We start from the raw sequence: 16,370 nt of genomic DNA, 5'->3' as shown, positions 1-16,370 counted from the left end.
CGGCGCGGCGGCGGGCGTCGCGTACGTGGAACACTGCACGTTATGTTGCGCTGGATGACCGCCGGTGAGTCCCACGGGCCCGCCCTCGTCGCGATGCTGGAGGGCCTGCCCGCCGGCATCTCGGTGACCACGACCGAGATCTCCGAACAGCTCGCCCGCCGCCGCCTGGGTTACGGCCGCGGCGCCCGGATGAAGTTCGAGCAGGACCAGGTGGAGATCCTCGGCGGTGTCCGCCACGGCTCCACGCTCGGCAGCCCGGTCGCGATCCGGATCGGCAACACCGAGTGGCCCAAGTGGGAAGAGGTCATGGCGGCCGACCCGGTGGACGAGGAGATCCTCGCCGGGCTGGCCCGCAACGCGCCGCTCACCCGGCCCCGCCCCGGCCACGCCGACCTCGCCGGGATGCAGAAGTACGGCTTCACCGACGCCCGTCCGATCCTGGAGCGCGCCAGCGCCCGGGAGACCGCCGCGCGGGTGGCGCTCGGCACCGTGGCGCAGTCGCTGCTCCGCCAGGCGCTCGGCGTCGAGATCGTCAGCCACGTCGTCGAGCTCGGCTCGGTCGCGGTCAAGGACGGCACCGAGCCCCCCACCCCGGCCGACCGGGAGCGCATCGACGCCGACCCGCTGCGCTGCGCCGACCCGGACGCGTCGGCCCGGATGGTCGCCGAGGTCGACGCCGCGAAGGCCGACGCCGACACGCTCGGCGGCATCGTCGAGGTGCTCGCCTACGGGCTGCCGCCGGGCCTGGGCAGCCACGTCCAGTGGGACCGCAAGCTCGACTCGCGGCTGGCCGCCGCGCTGGTGAGCATCCAGGCGTTCAAGGGCGTCGAGATCGGCGACGCGTTCACCCAGGCGCGTTCGCGCGGCTCCAAGGCCCACGACGAGATCGTCAACACCCCCGACGGGGTCCGGCGGCTCTCCGGCCGCGCCGGTGGCCTCGAGGGCGGCATCACCACCGGTGAGGTGCTGCGCATCAAGGGCGCGATGAAGCCGATCGCGACGATCTCGCGCGCGCTGCAGACCGTCGACGTCACGACCGGTGCGGCCGCCAAGGCGATCGCCCAGCGCAGCGACGTGTGTGCGGTGCCGGCCGCGGCGATCGTGGCCGAGGCGATGGTCGCGCTGGTGCTCGCCGACGCCGCGATGGAGAAGTTCGGCGGCGACTCGGTCGAGGAGATCCGCCGCAACCTGGCCGGGTACAAGGCCGCGCTGGTGATCGAATGAGCCCGACCGTCGTGCTGGTGGGGCCGCCGGGAGCGGGCAAGACGACGATCGGCGGCCTGCTCGCCGCCGAGCTCGGGGTCGAGTTCCGGGACGTCGACCACGACATCGAGGCCACCGCGGGCAAGCCGATCAGCGAGATCTTCGTCGACGACGGGGAGCCGGCGTTCCGCGCGCTCGAAGTGGACGCCGTCGCGGCCGCGCTCGAGTCGCACGACGGCGTGCTGGCCCTGGGCGGCGGCGCGGTGCTGGCCGACGCCACCCGCGCCGCGCTGCGTGGTCACCGCGTCGTGCACCTGAACGTGGGGCTGTCCGACGCGGCCGAGCGGGTCGGGCTGAACACCGCCCGCCCGCTGCTCTCGCTGAATCCCCGCGCGACGCTGCGCACGCTGCTGGCCGAGCGGGCCCCGATCTACGCGGAGGTGGCCACGATCACCGTCGACACCGACGGCCGCACCCCGGAGGACATCGCCGCCGACGTGCTGAAGCAGGTGAACGCATGAGCGACGTGACGACGATCCACGTGGGCGGCGACCAGCCGTACGACGTGCTGGTCGGGCACGGCCTGCTCGGCGAGCTCGCCCCGCTGCTGCAGGGCGCCCAGCGCGTCGCCGTGATCCACCCGGGTGCGTTGCGCACCACCGGCGAGGCGGTCCGCGACGACCTGCGCACGGTCGGCTTCGAGGCCCACTCGCTGGAGATCCCCGACGCCGAGGACGGCAAGACGCTCGAGGTCGCCGGCTTCTGCTGGGACGTGCTCGGCCAGGCCGGCTTCACCCGCACCGACGCGATCGTCGGCCTCGGCGGCGGCGCCGTCACCGACCTCGCCGGGTTCGTCGCGGCCTGCTGGCTGCGTGGCGTCCGCGTGGTGCAGGTGCCGACGACGTTGCTCGGCATGGTCGACGCCGCGGTCGGCGGCAAGACCGGCATCAACACCGCGGCCGGCAAGAACCTGGTCGGCGCGTTCCACCCGCCGGCCGGCGTCCTGGTCGACCTGGCGACGCTCGAGACGCTCCCGCGGCACGAGCTGGTCGCGGGCATGGCCGAGGTCGTGAAGACCGGCTTCATCGCCGACCCGCGCATCCTCGAGCTGATCGAGGCCGACCCGGCCGCGGCCACCGACCCGGCGTCGCCGGTGCTGCGTGAGCTGGTGGAGCGCTCGATCCGGGTGAAGGCCGACGTGGTCTCGGCCGACCTGCGCGAGTCCGGGCTGCGCGAGACGCTCAACTACGGGCACACGCTCGGGCACGCGATCGAGAAGAACGAGCGCTACCGGTGGCGCCACGGTGCCGCGGTGAGCGTCGGGCTGGTGTTCGCGGCCGAGCTCGGCCGCTTGGCCGGCCGCCTCGACGACGCCACCGCGGACCGGCACGCGTCGGTGTTGAAGCTGCTCGGGTTGCCGCTGACCTACTCGGCCGCGGCCTGGCCGAAGCTGCTCGACTCGATGCGCGTGGACAAGAAGTCACGCGGCAACCGGCTGCGCTTCATCGTCCTCGACGGGCTGGGGAAACCGACAGTGCTGGAGGACCCGGATCCGGGGGTGCTGGTGGCGGCGTACTCGGCCGTGGGCACCGAGAGCAGCCCCGGTTCGGCGGTGCGGCTGTGACCCGCGTGTACGTGCTGAACGGGCCGAACATCGGCCGGCTGGGCACCCGCGAGCCGGAGATCTACGGCGCCGACACCCACGACGACCTCGCGGCGCTGTGCGTGAAGACCGGCGAGGAGCTGGGCCTGGACGTCGTCGTGCGCCAGACCGACGCCGAGCACGAGATGCTCGGGTGGTTGCACGCGGCGGCCGACGAGCGTGCGCCGGTCGTGCTCAACCCCGGCGCGTGGACGCACTACAACATCGCGGTGCGCGACGCCTGCGCGATGCTGGTGGCGCCGCTCATCGAGGTGCACATCAGCAACGTCCACAAGCGTGAGGAGTTCCGCCACCACTCGGTGATCTCCCCGGTGGCCACCGGCGCCGTCATCGGCCTCGGCCTCACCGGTTACACGCTCGCGTTGCGCCACATCGCGGCCGCCTGAACCGGGGTGGGGTCGCCCCCACCCCGGTCGGTTCACAGCCGTGACTGGAGCGTCACCGCGATCAGGGCGGTGGCGGTGAAGTCGATCGCCGGCTCGACGCTGGAGTAGGCGTGCGGCTGGTCGACGAAGCGGGCGTTCTGCCCGTCGAACCGGCTCACGTCGACCCCGGTGCAGTTCTTCGCGGTCGACGACTTCGTCAGCGACTTGAACGCGCTCGCCGCGTTCGGCCCGTTCAGCACCGCCCCGGTCGCGATCTTCCCCTTGCCGCTCAGGTCGCCGGCCAGGTTCGCGATCTGGTGGTGGATGCACTTCGGGTACGTGTTCCCGACTCCGACCACCAGCGACAACCCCCACCCGTTGGTGCCGAGCGCGATGTTGCGCTGCTCGGTGCCGAACGCGTCGTACGAGTCGTCCTCGGCGGCCCGCCGGTACAGCGCCGCGACCGCGCTCCAGCCGAACGTCTTCGTCGTGAAGTCCGACTGGGTCATCGGCGCCGCCGCCCCGATCGGGCTCTTGTTCGCCGCCGTGACCCCGGCGTCCAGGCGCGTCTTGAGGTCGGCGACCAGCGCTTCCGGCGTCACCCCGGCCGGTTTGTTGCCGGTCTCGGCCATCAGCCCGTAGAGCTCGGCGTCGGCCACCGGCCCCACGTCGTACAGGTTCAGCGGCTGCTTGCTGGCCGCACCCACCATCTGACCGGCCCACTGGGCGGCCTGCCCGGCCCAGGTCGACCAGCGGTCGTCACCGAGCACGAACCCGGCCCGCGCGACCTCGGTCGCGGCCAGCGTCATGTCGTCGGTCCAGGTGCTCTCCGCGTAGTACGAGCGCGGGTACGTCGTCAGCAGCGTGCCGGGGTCGTCGGTGTCGGCCAGGCTCAGGATCGTCGCGGCCGCGTCCAGGTGCGCCCGCGCGCGTGTCGGGTCGTCCCCGGCCTCGACCTGCGCGGCCAGCGCGAACGCCGCCGCGACCCGGCCGGCCACGTTGGGGCTGATCAGTTCGCCGGGGGAGTTGGCCCGGAACACCGGCCGGTCGCGCAGGTAGCGCTTCCCGTCGCCGGACGCGCTGTCGTCGTCCTGCGGGAGCCGCCAGACGTCGTGGTCGCCGACGATCCCGTCGACGCCGCCGCTGCCCAGCCCGACCTGCAGGTACAGCGTGCCGGTCTTCTCGTCCCACATCTTGTCGAGCCAGTCCATGCCGAACGCGGTCTCGTCGGACAGGCCCTCGATCGCCTTGCCGTTGCCGATGCTCGCGTCGCCGCCCCGCTGGGCCAGCTGCATCAGCGTCAGCGCGTACGCGGTGGTGTGGGTGAACTTGAGGTAGTCGCCGGCGTCGAACCACCCGCCGCTGACGTCGACGTCGGGCGCGCCGTCGACCGTGCTCAGCCCGGCGCCGAGGTCGTCGCCGTCGGAGAACTCGGGCGGCTGGTAGACCGTCGCGGCGTCGTCGTGCAGGTGCGACGGTTTCCGGGGGATCGGCTCGGACAGCACGTCCGAGCCGTCGCGCTGGACCCCGAAGAACTTCACGGTGTCGGCCGCGACCTGCCCGAACAGCTCCTTGCTCGCCCCCACGACGAACACCTGCGACGCGGCGGTGACGCCACCGCTCACCCGGATGCGGTAGGTGCCCGCGGTCCGTAACTCCGAGACGTCGATCGGGTAGGTGGCCGGGTACCGGCTGCTCCAGGCGCCGCGGTTCTCGCCGACCGTGCCCTTCAGCGCGACCGAGCCGTCCTGACGTTCGACGAGGAACGCGGCGTCGTCGGCCGCGCGCGGAGCCAGCAGCACCGCGACCTTCGTCTCGGTGGTGCCGTAACCGACCTGGTCGGTGCGGACGACGGCGTCGGTGGGGCCCACCGGCTCCCAGCTGCCCACCGGCGCGTCCTGGTCGGGGGTCTCGTTGTCGGGATCATCGCCCGTGCAGCCGGCGACCAGTGCCAGTGTGGTCAGGACAGCGGCTGCTCCCACGAGTAGCCGGGATAGGACCGCTGGGCGGCGGTTATGCACGAGTTCCCTTCCTGCCGTTTCGGTTCGACCCGGTCGGGTCGTTCGGTGCCGGCCAGCCGGTGGACGGACCTGCGCCCGTCAGCCGACCACCTTCCGGTAGACGTGGAGCCGGTAGGGTCGGCTTTCGGATACAGGTAGTATCTGGTGACCTGACAAGCGGGTGGCAGCCGCCGCCCCGCTTCTCAGAGAATCCCTACGACTTGCGCACCGGTCCCCACTGCGCCCCGCGCTGGGCAGGCCGGCCGACCAGGAGACGAAGAGCTTCCGCATGGCCACCACGAACGACCTGAAGAACGGCATGACGCTGAACCTCGACGGTCAGCTCTGGAACGTCGTCGAGTTCCAGCACGTGAAGCCCGGCAAGGGCGGCGCGTTCGTGCGGACGACGCTGAAGAACGTGCTGACCGGCAAGGTCGTCGACAAGACGTTCAACGCCGGCGTCAAGGTCGACACCGCGAACGTGCACAAGGCCGCGATGTCGTACCTGTACAAGGACGGCGGCGACTTCGTCTTCATGGACTCGGACACCTACGACCAGATCACGGTTCCGGCCGCGACGGTCGGCGGCAACGCCGACTACCTGCTGGAGAACGCCGAGGTCACGGTCGCGCTGCACGACGCGACCCCGCTCTACGTCGAGCTCCCGGCCTCGGTCGAGCTCGTCGTCGCGCACACCGACCCGGGCCTGCAGGGCGACCGGTCCACCGGTGGCACGAAGCCGGCCGAGCTGGAGACCGGCGCCACGATCCAGGTGCCGCTGTTCGTCAACACCGGCGACAAGCTGAAGGTCGACACCCGCGACGGGCGGTACATCGGCCGGGTCACCGGGTGACCAGCCCCACCTCGAAGGACCCGGAGAAGCGCTCGGCGCGGCGGAAAGCACGCAAGCGTGCCCTCGACATCCTGTTCGAGGCCGACGTCCGCGGCACCGAGCCGCTCGCGACCGCTCGCGACCGGCTCGCGCAGTCCGACCCGCCGGTGCCGCAGTACGCGGTCACGCTCATCGAGGGCGTGACCCAGAACCGGGCGCGGCTCGACGAGCTGATCGCGACGTACGCCGAGGGGTGGACGATCGACCGCATGCCCGCGGTCGACCGGAACCTGCTCCGGCTCGGTATCTACGAGCTGCTGTTCCGCGACGACATCCCGGACGTCGTGGCGATCGACGAGGCCGTCGACCTGGCCCGCGAACTCTCCACCGACGAGAGCCCCCGCTTCGTCAACGGCCTCCTGGGCCGGCTGCAACTGGTCAAAGCTGAACTGTGAACGAAACGAAGCCCCCCGCGCCAACGGCGCGGGGGGCTTCGTCGTGTTCCAGCCGACACCCCCGGCTGGAACCAGGGGTGTTACGGACGGATCGGCGTCGCGACCAGCACGTTCCACTCGGTGAGCTTCTCGATCAGGCCGGCCGGCGAGAGGTCGAACACGATCGCGAGCGTGCGCAGGTCGTCGGCGCGGATGGAGAGCACCCGGCCGTTGTAGTCGCCGCGCTGCTGCTGGATGCTGCGGGCGAACCGCTGCACCGCGCCGAGCTCGTCACCGGGCAGCTGCTCGAGACGCTCGAGGTCGATGACGACCTTGCTCGCACCCTCGTGACGGCCGGGGCCGTCGCCGGGGAGGAGCTCCGCGATCGGGACCCGGTAGAACTCGGCCAGCTCGTTGAGGCGGGCGACGGTCACGGCACGGTCGCCGCGCTCGTACGACCCGACGACTACGGCCTTCCAGCGGCCGCCGGACTTCTCCTCCACCCCCTGTAGAGACAGACCCTGCTGCTGCCGGATGGCTCGCAGCCGGGCACCGAGGGCCTTGGCGTAATCGGACATTCGTACTCCGAGGGGTAAAGCGCATGCCCGGGGAAAGCATGCGGGCGGACGAGCAGCGACATGCCGGACCTTGTCACTGCGCCCGGTCGCTACGGAGAGTGACCGTAGAGCCGAAAGGGCAATCCGGTCAAGGGGAATGACGAAACCGTAGCCGCCCGGCGATGTGACGTTGAACGCCCCAGTCGATTCCACGCGGTGAGCAACCGTGCCCGTTCTCGCTGCGAAGTGTGACCGGAACAGTTCATCATCCTCTCGTCACATGGTTCACATCGGTACCGGAAGTCGCGCTATCTCCCGTACGAAACGGGCCGAAAGGCTGAGGTGTGAGCGCCGGGAAAGCACATGTGACGTGGGTCGCGCGGGCCTCGTGAGGGCGCTGCGGCGAATCGTCGCGCACCGTACCGGCGCTGATAGGTTTGCTCCCGACAGCCCATCCTTTAACGACCCGTCCCGTGAGGCGGGGAAGGAGGTGGCCGGCGGTGACGCCTGCCCTTGACGAAGTCCGCGAGATCCTCGACGAATCCGCGGTCGCGCGCACCATCGACCGGATCGCTCACCAGATCCTGGAGAAGACCGACGGCGGCGCCGACACCGTGCTGATGGGTATCCCCACCCGCGGCACCCCGCTCGCCCGCCGGCTGGCCGAGCGCATCGAGACGTTCACCGGCGTGGCCCTCCCGGTCGGCGCGCTGGACGTCACCCTCTACCGCGACGACCTCCGGCTGCGCGGTCCCCGCGCGCTGGAGAAGACCGACCTGCCCAGCGAGGGCATCGACGGCCGCCGGGTGGTCCTGGTCGACGACGTCCTGTTCTCCGGCCGCACGATCCGGGCCGCGCTCGACGCGCTGTCCGACCTCGGCCGCCCGCAGAGCGTCCAGCTCGCGGTGCTGGTCGACCGCGGGCACCGCGAACTGCCGATCCGGGCCGACTACGTGGGCAAGAACCTGCCGACCTCGCGCACCGAGAACGTGCGGGTGCAACTGCGCGAGGTCGACGGCCGGGACGCGGTCGTGATCGCGAAGGCGGACGCATGATCCCCCACCTGCTCTCCGCCGCCGACCTGGACGCCGACACCGCCACCCTGGTGCTCGACACGGCCACCGAACTGGCGGCGGCCGCCGGGCGCAGCGTCAAGAAGTTCCCGACGCTGCGTGGCCGCACGGTCGTCAACCTCTTCTACGAGGACTCCACCCGCACCCGGATCTCGTTCGAGGCCGCGGCCAAGCGCCTCTCCGCCGACGTCATCAACTTCTCGGCCAAGGGCTCGAGCGTCAGCAAGGGCGAATCGCTCAAGGACACCGCGCTCACGCTGCAGGCGATGGGCGCGGACGCCGTGGTGATCCGCCACCAGGCGTCGGGTGCTCCGCACAACCTGGCGAAGTGGGTCGACGGCGCGGTGGTCAACGCCGGCGACGGCACGCACGAGCACCCCACCCAGGCCCTGCTCGACGCGTACACGATGCGCAGCCGGCTCGGCCGCCTCGAAGGGCTGCGTGTCGGCATCGTCGGGGACGTGCTGCACAGCCGGGTGGCCCGGTCCAACGTGCTGCTGCTCGCGACGCTCGGCGCCGAGGTGACGCTCGTGGCGCCGCCGACGCTGGTGCCGGTGGGCGTCGGCGCCTGGCCGGTGGAAGTGTCGTACGACCTCGATACGGTCCTGCCGAAGCTGGACGTGGTGATGGCGCTGCGCGTGCAACGGGAACGGATGAACGCCTCGTTCTTCCCCACCGAGCGCGAGTACGCCCGCCGCTACGGCCTCGATGCCAAGCGCCTGGCCGCGCTGCCCGAGCACGCGATCGTCATGCACCCCGGGCCGATGAACCGCGGCATGGAAATCACTCCGGAAGTAGCGGATTCCCCTCGTTCCACGATCGTCGAACAGGTCACCAACGGCGTGAACGTCCGGATGGCCGTCCTATACCTGTTGCTCGGAGGCTCGCAGTGAACTACCTGATCCGCGGGGCCACGTTCCCCGACGGCACCGTGCGGGACTTCGCGATCCGCGACGGGCTGATCGCGGAGGGCACCGACGGCGAGGTCGTCGACGCCAGCGGGCTCCGGGTGCTGCCCGGCCTCGTCGACATCCACACCCACCTGCGCCAGCCCGGCCGGGAGGACGCGGAGACGATCGAGACCGGCAGCCGGGCCGCCGCGCTCGGCGGGTACACCGCGGTCTGTGCGATGGCCAACACCGATCCGGTCGCCGACGCGGCCGGCATCGTCGAGCAGGTCTGGCGCCTGGGCCGCGAGGTCGGGCTGGTCGACGTCCAGCCGGTCGGCGCGGTGACGCTGGGCCTCAAGGGCGAGCGGCTGGCCGAGCTCGGCGCGATGGCCGAGTCGGCCGCGCAGGTGCGGGTGTTCTCCGACGACGGGCACTGCGTGCACGACGCCGCGGTGATGCGCCGGGCGCTGGAGTACGTCAAGGCGTTCGACGGCGTCATCGCCCAGCACGCGGAGGACCCGAAGCTCACGGTCGGCGCGCAGATGAACGAGGGGGAGCAGTCGGCCCGGCTCGGGCTGGCCGGCTGGCCCGCGGTCGCCGAGGAGGCGATCATCGCGCGGGACGCGCTGCTGGCCGCGCACGTCGGCTCCCGGCTGCACGTCTGTCACGTGTCCACGGCCGGCTCGGTCGAGGTGCTGCGCTGGGCCAAGAGCCGCGGCGTCCGGGTCACCGCCGAGGTGACGCCGCACCACCTGCTGCTCACCGACGAACTGGCCGCCACCTACGACCCGGTGTACAAGGTCAACCCGCCGCTGCGCACCACCGAGGACGTCACCGCGCTGCGCGAGGCCCTGGCCGACGGCACGATCGACGCGGTCGCCACCGACCACGCGCCGCACGCCCGTGAGGACAAGGAATGCGAGTGGGCCGCGGCCCGGCCCGGCATGCTCGGGCTGGAGACCGCGCTCCCGATCGTCGTCAAGACGATGGTGGAGACCGGCCTGCTCGACTGGGCGGGGGTCGCCGAGCGGCTCAGCCACGCCCCGGCACGCATCGCGAACCTGGAGAGCCGCCACGGCCGTCCGCTCACGCCCGGTGAGCCCGCCAACCTGACCCTGGTGGACCCGTCGCAGCGCTGGACGGTCACCCCCGACGGGCTGGCCAGCATCAGCCGCAACACCCCGTACGCCGGGCTGGAGCTGCCCGGTGCGATCGTCGCCACGTTCCTGCGCGGGCGTGCCACGGTGCTGGACGGGAAGGCTCAGGCATGATCGCCGCCGCCTACGAGCGCCCGCCCGACAACTGGACCGGGCGGATCCTGTTCACCGCCGTCGTGCTGGCGCTGTTCGCGCTGATCGTGTGGGGTGCCCGCCGGGCGTGGAAGCGCCGCGTGGCCGCCCACGCCGAGCTGCTGCCGCTGCCCACGGGAACCGTCACCGACGCTGTGGAGGCCGCCGACGGGTTGTACGTCGGCACCACCCAGGCCGGCGAGTGGCAGGCCCGCGTCTACGCGGGCGGCCTGGCCAACCGGGCCGCCGCGACGCTGCACACCGGCCCCGAGGGCGTCCGGATCGAGCGCGACGGCTCGGAGCCGCTCTTCATCCCGGCCGCGGCCATCAGAGAAGCCCGCCTCGACGCCGGGCACGCGAACAAGGTCGTCGGCGGGGCCGGAATGCTGGTGATCACCTGGGAGCAGAACGCCTTCCTGCTCGACACCGGGTTCCGCGCCGACCACCGCATCGACAACGCCACCCATCTGCGTGAGATCGAGAAAGTGATCCTGGAGAAGACCGCATGAGCACCACTCCCGCACTGCTGGTCCTGGAAGACGGCCGAACGTTCCGCGGCGAGGCGTTCGGCGCGATCGGCGAGACGTTCGGCGAAGCCGTGTTCACCACCGGTATGACCGGTTACCAGGAGACGCTCACCGACCCCTCGTACCACCGCCAGATCGTCGCGATGACCGCGCCGCACGTCGGTAACACCGGCGTCAACGGCGAGGACGACGAGTCCGCGAAGATCTGGGTGGCCGGGTACGTCGTGCGCGACCCGGCCCGGATCTCGTCGAACTGGCGCGCCACCGGCGCGCTGGGCGACCGCCTGGCCGAGGAGGGCGTCGTCGGCATCGCCGGCGTCGACACCCGGGCGCTCACCCGCCACCTGCGCGAGCGCGGCGCCATGCGTGCCGCGATCTCGAGCATCGAGGACCGGGAAGCGGTCCTGGAGAAGGTGCTGGCCAGCCCGTCGATGGCCGGCGCCGACCTGGTCGGCGCCGTCACGACGCCGGAGCCCTACGTGGTGAACGCCGAGGGCCCGGCGCGCTTCCGGGTCGCGGCGATCGACCTCGGCATCAAGCGCAACACCCCGCGCCGGATGGCGGCCAGGGGCATCGAGGTGCACGTGCTCCCGGCGACGACCTCGCCGGAGGCGCTGCTGGAGCTCGACCCCGACGGTGTCTTCTTCTCCAACGGCCCCGGCGACCCGGCCACCGCCGACGGGCCGGTCGCGCTGGCCCGCACCAGCCTGGGCGCCGATCTCCCGACGTTCGGCATCTGCTTCGGCAACCAGGTGCTCGGCCGCGCGCTGGGCTTCGGCACCTACAAGCTGCGCTACGGCCACCGCGGCATCAACCAGCCGGTCCTGGACCGGGAGACGGGCAAGGTCGAGGTCACCGCGCACAACCACGGGTTCGCCGTGGACGCGCCGCGCGAGGGCACCGCCGAGACCGAGTTCGGCCGGGCCGAGGTCAGCCACGTCTGCCTCAACGACGACGTCGTCGAGGGCCTGAACTGCCTCGACAAGCCCGCGTTCAGCGTCCAGTACCACCCCGAAGCGGCGGCCGGCCCGCACGACGCCGACTACCTGTTCGACCGCTTCGTGAAGCTGATGGAAGGTAAGAACTGATGCCCAAGCGCGACGACATCCGGCACGTGCTGGTCATCGGTTCCGGGCCGATCCTGATCGGTCAGGCCGCCGAGTTCGACTACTCCGGCACCCAGGCCTGCCGCGTCCTGCGCGAGGAGGGCCTGCGGGTCAGCCTCGTCAACTCCAACCCGGCGACGATCATGACCGACCCGGAGTTCGCCGACTCGACCTACATCGAGCCGATCACCCCGGAGTACGTCGAGCAGATCATCGCGAAGGAGCGCCCCGACGCGCTCCTGGCCACCCTCGGCGGCCAGACCGCGCTCAACACCGCGGTCGCGCTGCACGAGCGCGGCGTGCTGGAGAAGTACAACGTCGAGCTGATCGGCGCCGACATCGACGCGATCCAGCGCGGCGAGGACCGGCAGCGCTTCAAGGACATCTGCGCGTCGGTCGGCGCCGAGACCCCGCGCTCGGCGGTCTGCCACTCGATGGACGAGGTCCGCGCCACCGTCGCCGAGCTCGGCCTGCCGGTCGTCATCCGGCCCTCGTTCACGATGGGCGGCCTCGGCTCCGGCATGGCCCACACGTCCGAGGACCTGGAGCGCATCGCGTCGGCCGGCCTCGCCGCCAGCCCCACCACCGAGGTGCTCATCGAGGAGAGCGTGCTCGGCTGGAAGGAGTACGAGCTCGAGCTCATGCGTGACCGCAACGACAACGTCGTCGTGGTCTGCTCGATCGAGAACGTCGACGCGATGGGCGTGCACACCGGCGACTCGGTGACCGTCGCCCCGGCGATGACGCTCACCGACCGCGAGTACCAGCGCCTGCGTGACGTCGGCATCGCGGTGCTGCGCGCGGTCGGCGTCGACACCGGCGGCTGCAACATCCAGTTCGCGATCAACCCCGAGACCGGTCGTCTGGTCGTCATCGAGATGAACCCGCGGGTGTCCCGCTCGTCCGCGCTGGCCTCCAAGGCCACCGGGTTCCCGATCGCGAAGATCGCCGCGAAGCTCGCGGTCGGCTACACGCTCGACGAGATCCGCAACGACATCACGAAGCAGACCCCGGCGAGCTTCGAGCCGGCGCTGGACTACGTGGTGGTGAAGGTGCCGCGGTTCGCGTTCGAGAAGTTCCCCGGCGCCGACCCGGAGCTCACCACGACGATGAAGTCGGTCGGCGAGGGCATGGCGCTGGGCCGGTCGTTCCCGGAGGCGCTGAACAAGGCGCTGCGCTCGGCCGAGACCACCGCCGGTGGTTTCTGGACGACGCCCGACCCGGACGACGACCCGCTCGAAGCCCTCAAGACGCCCCACGACGGGCGCCTCTACGACGCCGAGCGGGCGCTGCGCCTCGGGCACTCGGTGGCCGAGGTCTCGGCGGTGAGTGGCTACGACCCGTGGTTCGTCGACCAGATCGCCTCGCTGGTGGAGCTGCGGGCCGAGCTCGTCGACGCGCCGGTGCTCGACGCCGACCTGCTCGGCCGGGCCAAGCGCGCCGGCCTCTCCGACCGGCAGGTGGCGTCGCTGCGTCCGGAGTTCGCCGGTGAGGACGGCGTCCGCACGCTGCGCCACCGGCTGGGCGTCCGGCCGGTCTACAAGACCGTCGACACCTGCGCGGCCGAGTTCGCCGCGTCCACCCCGTACCACTACAGCGCGTACGAGACCGACCCCGAGGCCGAGACCGAGGTCGCGCCGAGCACCGGGGCGAAGGTGCTGATCCTCGGCTCCGGCCCCAACCGCATCGGCCAGGGCATCGAGTTCGACTACTCCTGTGTGCACGCCGCGATGTCCCTGCGCGACGCCGGCTACGAGACCGTGATGGTCAACTGCAACCCGGAGACGGTGTCGACCGACTACGACACGTCCGACCGCCTCTACTTCGAACCGCTGACGTTCGAGGACGTGCTCGAGGTCTGGCACGCCGAGGACTCGTCGGGCAAGGCCGCCGGTGGGCCCGGCGTCGTCGGCGTCATCGTCCAGCTCGGTGGCCAGACGCCGCTGGGCCTGGCCCGTCGCCTGGCCGCGGCCGGCGTCCCGATCGTCGGTACGCCGCCGGAGAGCATCCACCTCGCCGAGGAGCGGGGCGCGTTCGGCCGGGTGCTGGAAGCCGCCGACCTGCCCGCGCCCAAGCACGGCCTGGCCACCTCGTACGCCGAGGCGCACAAGATCGCCGCGGAGATCGGCTACCCGGTCCTGGTCCGCCCGTCCTACGTGCTCGGCGGGCGCGGCATGGAGATCGTCTACGACGACGCCACGCTGGAGTCCTACATCGGCCGGGCCACCCAGGTCAGTCCGGAACATCCGGTGCTGGTGGACCGCTTCCTCGACGACGCGATCGAGATCGACGTGGACGCGCTGGCCGACGGCACCGGCGAGGTCTACCTGGGCGGCGTCATGGAGCACATCGAGGAGGCCGGCATCCACTCCGGCGACTCGGCGTGCGCGCTCCCGCCGATCACGCTCGGCTCGGCCGACATCGAGAACGTGCGCCGTTCCACCGCGGCGATCGCGGCCGGGGTGGGCGTCAAGGGCCTGCTGAACGTCCAGTACGCGCTCAAGGACGACACGCTCTACGTGCTGGAGGCCAACCCGCGCGCGTCGCGGACGGTGCCGTTCGTCTCCAAGGCCACGGCGGTGCCGCTGGCCAAGGCCGCGGCCCGCATCATGCTCGGCGCGACGATCGCCGAGCTGCGCGCCGAGGGCCTGCTCCCGCCCACCGGCGACGGCGGGTCGCTGGCGCTCGAGCAGACGCCGATCGCGGTCAAGGAGGCCGTGCTGCCGTTCAAGCGGTTCCGCACGATCACCGGCGCCGGCGTCGACAGCCTGCTCGGCCCGGAGATGAAGTCCACCGGCGAGGTGATGGGCATCGACACCGCGTTCGGCGCGGCGTTCGCCAAGAGCCAGGCCGGTGCGTACGGGTCGCTCCCGACGTCGGGGCGGGTCTTCGTCTCGGTCGCCAACAAGGACAAGCGCTCGATCGTGTTCCCGGTCAAGCGCCTGACCGACCTGGGCTTCGAGGTGATCGCGACGCACGGCACCGCCGAGGTGCTCTGGCGGCACGGCATCCCGGCGCGCGTCGTGCGCAAGCACTTCGAGCCGGCCGGGGGCGAGGACGATCACGACGTGGTCACGTTGATCCGGGCCGGAGAGGTTCAACTGGTCGTCAACACGCCCTACGGAAATTCCGGGCCGCGGGTCGACGGCTACGAGATCCGGTCGGCCGCGGTGGCGGCCGACGTGCCCTGCATCACGACCGTGCAGGCCGCCGCCGCGGCCGTGTTCGGCATCGAGGCGCAGCTGCGCGGGGAGCTCTCCGTGCGGCCGCTGCAGGAGCTGCACCGGGCGCTGCGTTCGTGAACGCGTACGACGTCCTGCGCAAGCAGGTGCTGTTCCGCCTCGGCGACGCGGAGACCGCACACGAGCGCACGCTGGCGGCGCTGACCCGGTTCGGGCGCTCACCGGCGGGCGGCGNNNCCCCCCCCGCCGCCCGCCGCTGGGCCCACGGCGACGCACCCGGCCTGGCCCGCACGCTGTTCGGCGTGCGGTTCCCCGGGCCGGTCGGCCTGGCCGCGGGCATGGACAAGAACGGGGTCGCGCTGCCGGCCTGGGCCGGGCTCGGCTTCGGGTTCGTCGAGGTCGGCACCGTCACCGCGCACGCCCAGCCGGGCAACCCGCGGCCGCGGCTGTTCCGGCTGCCCGAGTCCGAGGCGATCGTCAACCGGATGGGCTTCAACAACCGGGGCGCGGCCGCGCTGGCGGCCCGCCTCGCGGACCTGAGCGCCGGTGGCAAGCCCCCGCTGCCGATCCCGGTCGGGGTCAGCCTCGGCAAGTCCAAGGTGACGCCGCTCGAGGACGCGGTCGCCGACTACGTGACGTCGCTGCGTCACCTCGGCCGCTACGCCGACTACGTGGCGGTCAACGTCAGCTCCCCGAACACCCCGGGCCTGCGCGCGCTGCAGGACCGGGCCGCGCTCGACGAGCTGCTGGCCGCGCTCACCGCCGAGGCGGGCATCCCCGGCCCGCGCCGCCCGGCCGGGCAGCCGGTGCCGCTCGTCGTCAAGATCGCGCCCGACCTCACCGACGCCGCGGTCGGCGAGGTGCTCGAGGTGTGCGCGGCGCACGGCGTCGCGGGGGTGATCGTCTCGAACACCACGCTGAGCCGCACCGGGGTCGAGACGCCCGAGGCCGGCGGGCTCTCGGGCGCGCCGCTGACCCGCCGGGCCCGGGAGCTGGTCGCGTTCGTCGTCCGGGAGACCGACGGGCGCCTGCCGGTGATCGGCGTCGGGGGAGTGCTCACCGCCGCCGACGCCACCGCGCTGTTCGACGTCGGCGCCGCGCTCGTGCAGGTGTACACGGGCCTGGTCTACCGGGGTCCCGGCCTGGTCCGGGCGATCAACAAATCCGTCACTCAGCGTGGTGTCGGGCGCCTTGGCTCCGACGAGGGCGTTTCCAGCCCGCTGAGAGCGCCCCAGAGCGATTTTCCGGG

General features: G+C 72.0%; 14 protein-coding genes and 1 pseudogene. 13 read left to right on the top strand and 2 right to left on the bottom strand.

Translation table 11 applies throughout. The features are described from left to right. Positions 1-42 precede the first annotated feature (42 nt). The 4 genes from aroC to aroQ are packed head-to-tail and all read left to right on the top strand — an operon-like array spanning position 43 to position 3,252. Entirely contained in the window at positions 43-1,224 is a 1,182-nt protein-coding gene (gene aroC, locus ABD437_RS35765; RefSeq protein WP_344653399.1) for a chorismate synthase, read from the top strand. Next, entirely contained in the window at positions 1,221-1,724 is a 504-nt protein-coding gene (locus ABD437_RS35760; RefSeq protein WP_344653398.1) for a shikimate kinase, read from the top strand. The genes aroC and ABD437_RS35760 overlap by 4 nt, the downstream gene beginning before the upstream one ends. Beyond that, positions 1,721-2,827, top strand: coding sequence for a 3-dehydroquinate synthase (gene aroB / locus ABD437_RS35755; RefSeq protein ID WP_344653397.1), 1,107 nt, complete (start codon positions 1,721-1,723; stop codon positions 2,825-2,827). The genes ABD437_RS35760 and aroB overlap by 4 nt, the downstream gene beginning before the upstream one ends. After that, positions 2,824-3,252 (top strand): type II 3-dehydroquinate dehydratase, encoded by a 429-nt coding sequence (gene aroQ / locus ABD437_RS35750; protein WP_344653396.1) that lies wholly within the window; start codon positions 2,824-2,826, stop codon positions 3,250-3,252. The genes aroB and aroQ overlap by 4 nt, the downstream gene beginning before the upstream one ends. A gap of 32 nt (positions 3,253-3,284) precedes the next feature. On the opposite strand, the gene ABD437_RS35745 is transcribed toward aroQ, so the two are convergent. Then, positions 3,285-5,213, bottom strand: a complete 1,929-nt coding sequence (locus ABD437_RS35745; RefSeq protein ID WP_344653395.1) for a glycoside hydrolase family 9 protein — start codon at positions 5,211-5,213, stop codon at positions 3,285-3,287. Positions 5,214-5,520: 307 nt separating this feature from the next. Between ABD437_RS35745 and efp the strand changes: the two genes are divergently transcribed. Both efp and nusB read left to right on the top strand, forming a co-directional pair. Next, positions 5,521-6,084 (top strand): elongation factor P, encoded by a 564-nt coding sequence (gene efp / locus ABD437_RS35740; protein ID WP_344653394.1) that lies wholly within the window; start codon positions 5,521-5,523, stop codon positions 6,082-6,084. Next, entirely contained in the window at positions 6,081-6,518 is a 438-nt protein-coding gene (gene nusB, locus ABD437_RS35735) for a transcription antitermination factor NusB (RefSeq protein ID WP_344653393.1), read from the top strand. The genes efp and nusB overlap by 4 nt, the downstream gene beginning before the upstream one ends. Positions 6,519-6,598: 80 nt before the next feature. Here the strand turns inward: nusB and bldD are convergent, their stop codons facing one another. Then, complete coding sequence (gene bldD, locus ABD437_RS35730) at positions 6,599-7,075, bottom strand: transcriptional regulator BldD (RefSeq protein ID WP_035850614.1); 477 nt, start codon at positions 7,073-7,075, stop codon at positions 6,599-6,601. A gap of 479 nt (positions 7,076-7,554) precedes the next feature. Between bldD and pyrR the strand changes: the two genes are divergently transcribed. From pyrR to ABD437_RS35695, 7 genes and pseudogenes are all read left to right on the top strand, one after another. Beyond that, positions 7,555-8,109 (top strand): bifunctional pyr operon transcriptional regulator/uracil phosphoribosyltransferase PyrR, encoded by a 555-nt coding sequence (gene pyrR / locus ABD437_RS35725; RefSeq protein ID WP_344653392.1) that lies wholly within the window; start codon positions 7,555-7,557, stop codon positions 8,107-8,109. Continuing rightward, on the top strand, positions 8,106-9,020 hold the full coding sequence (locus tag ABD437_RS35720; protein ID WP_344653391.1) for an aspartate carbamoyltransferase catalytic subunit: 915 nt from the start codon (positions 8,106-8,108) through the stop codon (positions 9,018-9,020). Before pyrR ends, ABD437_RS35720 begins: the two co-directional genes overlap by 4 nt. Further along, on the top strand, positions 9,017-10,288 hold the full coding sequence (locus tag ABD437_RS35715) for a dihydroorotase (protein WP_344653390.1): 1,272 nt from the start codon (positions 9,017-9,019) through the stop codon (positions 10,286-10,288). Before ABD437_RS35720 ends, ABD437_RS35715 begins: the two co-directional genes overlap by 4 nt. Continuing rightward, positions 10,285-10,815 carry a PH-like domain-containing protein gene (locus ABD437_RS35710; RefSeq protein ID WP_344653389.1) on the top strand — a complete coding sequence of 177 codons (531 nt, stop codon included), beginning with the start codon at positions 10,285-10,287 and terminating at the stop codon, positions 10,813-10,815. The genes ABD437_RS35715 and ABD437_RS35710 overlap by 4 nt, the downstream gene beginning before the upstream one ends. Next, positions 10,812-11,921: a glutamine-hydrolyzing carbamoyl-phosphate synthase small subunit gene (gene carA, locus ABD437_RS35705; RefSeq protein WP_344653388.1), complete on the top strand. Its 1,110-nt coding sequence runs from the start codon at positions 10,812-10,814 to the stop codon at positions 11,919-11,921. Before ABD437_RS35710 ends, carA begins: the two co-directional genes overlap by 4 nt. After that, on the top strand, positions 11,921-15,241 hold the full coding sequence (carB, locus tag ABD437_RS35700; protein ID WP_344653387.1) for a carbamoyl-phosphate synthase large subunit: 3,321 nt from the start codon (positions 11,921-11,923) through the stop codon (positions 15,239-15,241). The genes carA and carB overlap by 1 nt, the downstream gene beginning before the upstream one ends. Beyond that, positions 15,238-16,290, top strand: a pseudogene (locus ABD437_RS35695) (quinone-dependent dihydroorotate dehydrogenase); the annotation flags it as partial. The gene carB and the pseudogene ABD437_RS35695, both read left to right, overlap by 4 nt. Positions 16,291-16,370: the final 80 nt, after the last annotated feature.

Origin of the sequence: Cryptosporangium japonicum (genome assembly GCF_039524755.1) — a bacterium.
Lineage (GTDB): Bacteria > Actinomycetota > Actinomycetes > Mycobacteriales > Cryptosporangiaceae > Cryptosporangium > Cryptosporangium japonicum.
The sequence above is the reverse complement of the archived record's forward strand: the minus strand, read 5'-3'. Positions and strand labels throughout refer to the sequence as shown.

Bases quoted from the DNA above. Each gene is read 5' to 3' on its own strand.
- aroC (WP_344653399.1), top strand. From the start codon at position 43: ATGTTGCGCTGGATGACCGCCGGTGAGTCCCACGGGCCCGCCCTCGTC.
- bldD (WP_035850614.1), bottom strand. From the start codon at position 7,075: ATGTCCGATTACGCCAAGGCCCTCGGTGCCCGGCTGCGAGCCATCCGG.
- ABD437_RS35720 (WP_344653391.1), top strand. From the start codon at position 8,106: ATGATCCCCCACCTGCTCTCCGCCGCCGACCTGGACGCCGACACCGCC.
- aroB (WP_344653397.1), top strand. From the start codon at position 1,721: ATGAGCGACGTGACGACGATCCACGTGGGCGGCGACCAGCCGTACGAC.
- carA (WP_344653388.1), top strand. From the start codon at position 10,812: ATGAGCACCACTCCCGCACTGCTGGTCCTGGAAGACGGCCGAACGTTC.
- efp (WP_344653394.1), top strand. From the start codon at position 5,521: ATGGCCACCACGAACGACCTGAAGAACGGCATGACGCTGAACCTCGAC.
- carB (WP_344653387.1), top strand. From the start codon at position 11,921: ATGCCCAAGCGCGACGACATCCGGCACGTGCTGGTCATCGGTTCCGGG.
- ABD437_RS35760 (WP_344653398.1), top strand. From the start codon at position 1,221: ATGAGCCCGACCGTCGTGCTGGTGGGGCCGCCGGGAGCGGGCAAGACG.
- ABD437_RS35710 (WP_344653389.1), top strand. From the start codon at position 10,285: ATGATCGCCGCCGCCTACGAGCGCCCGCCCGACAACTGGACCGGGCGG.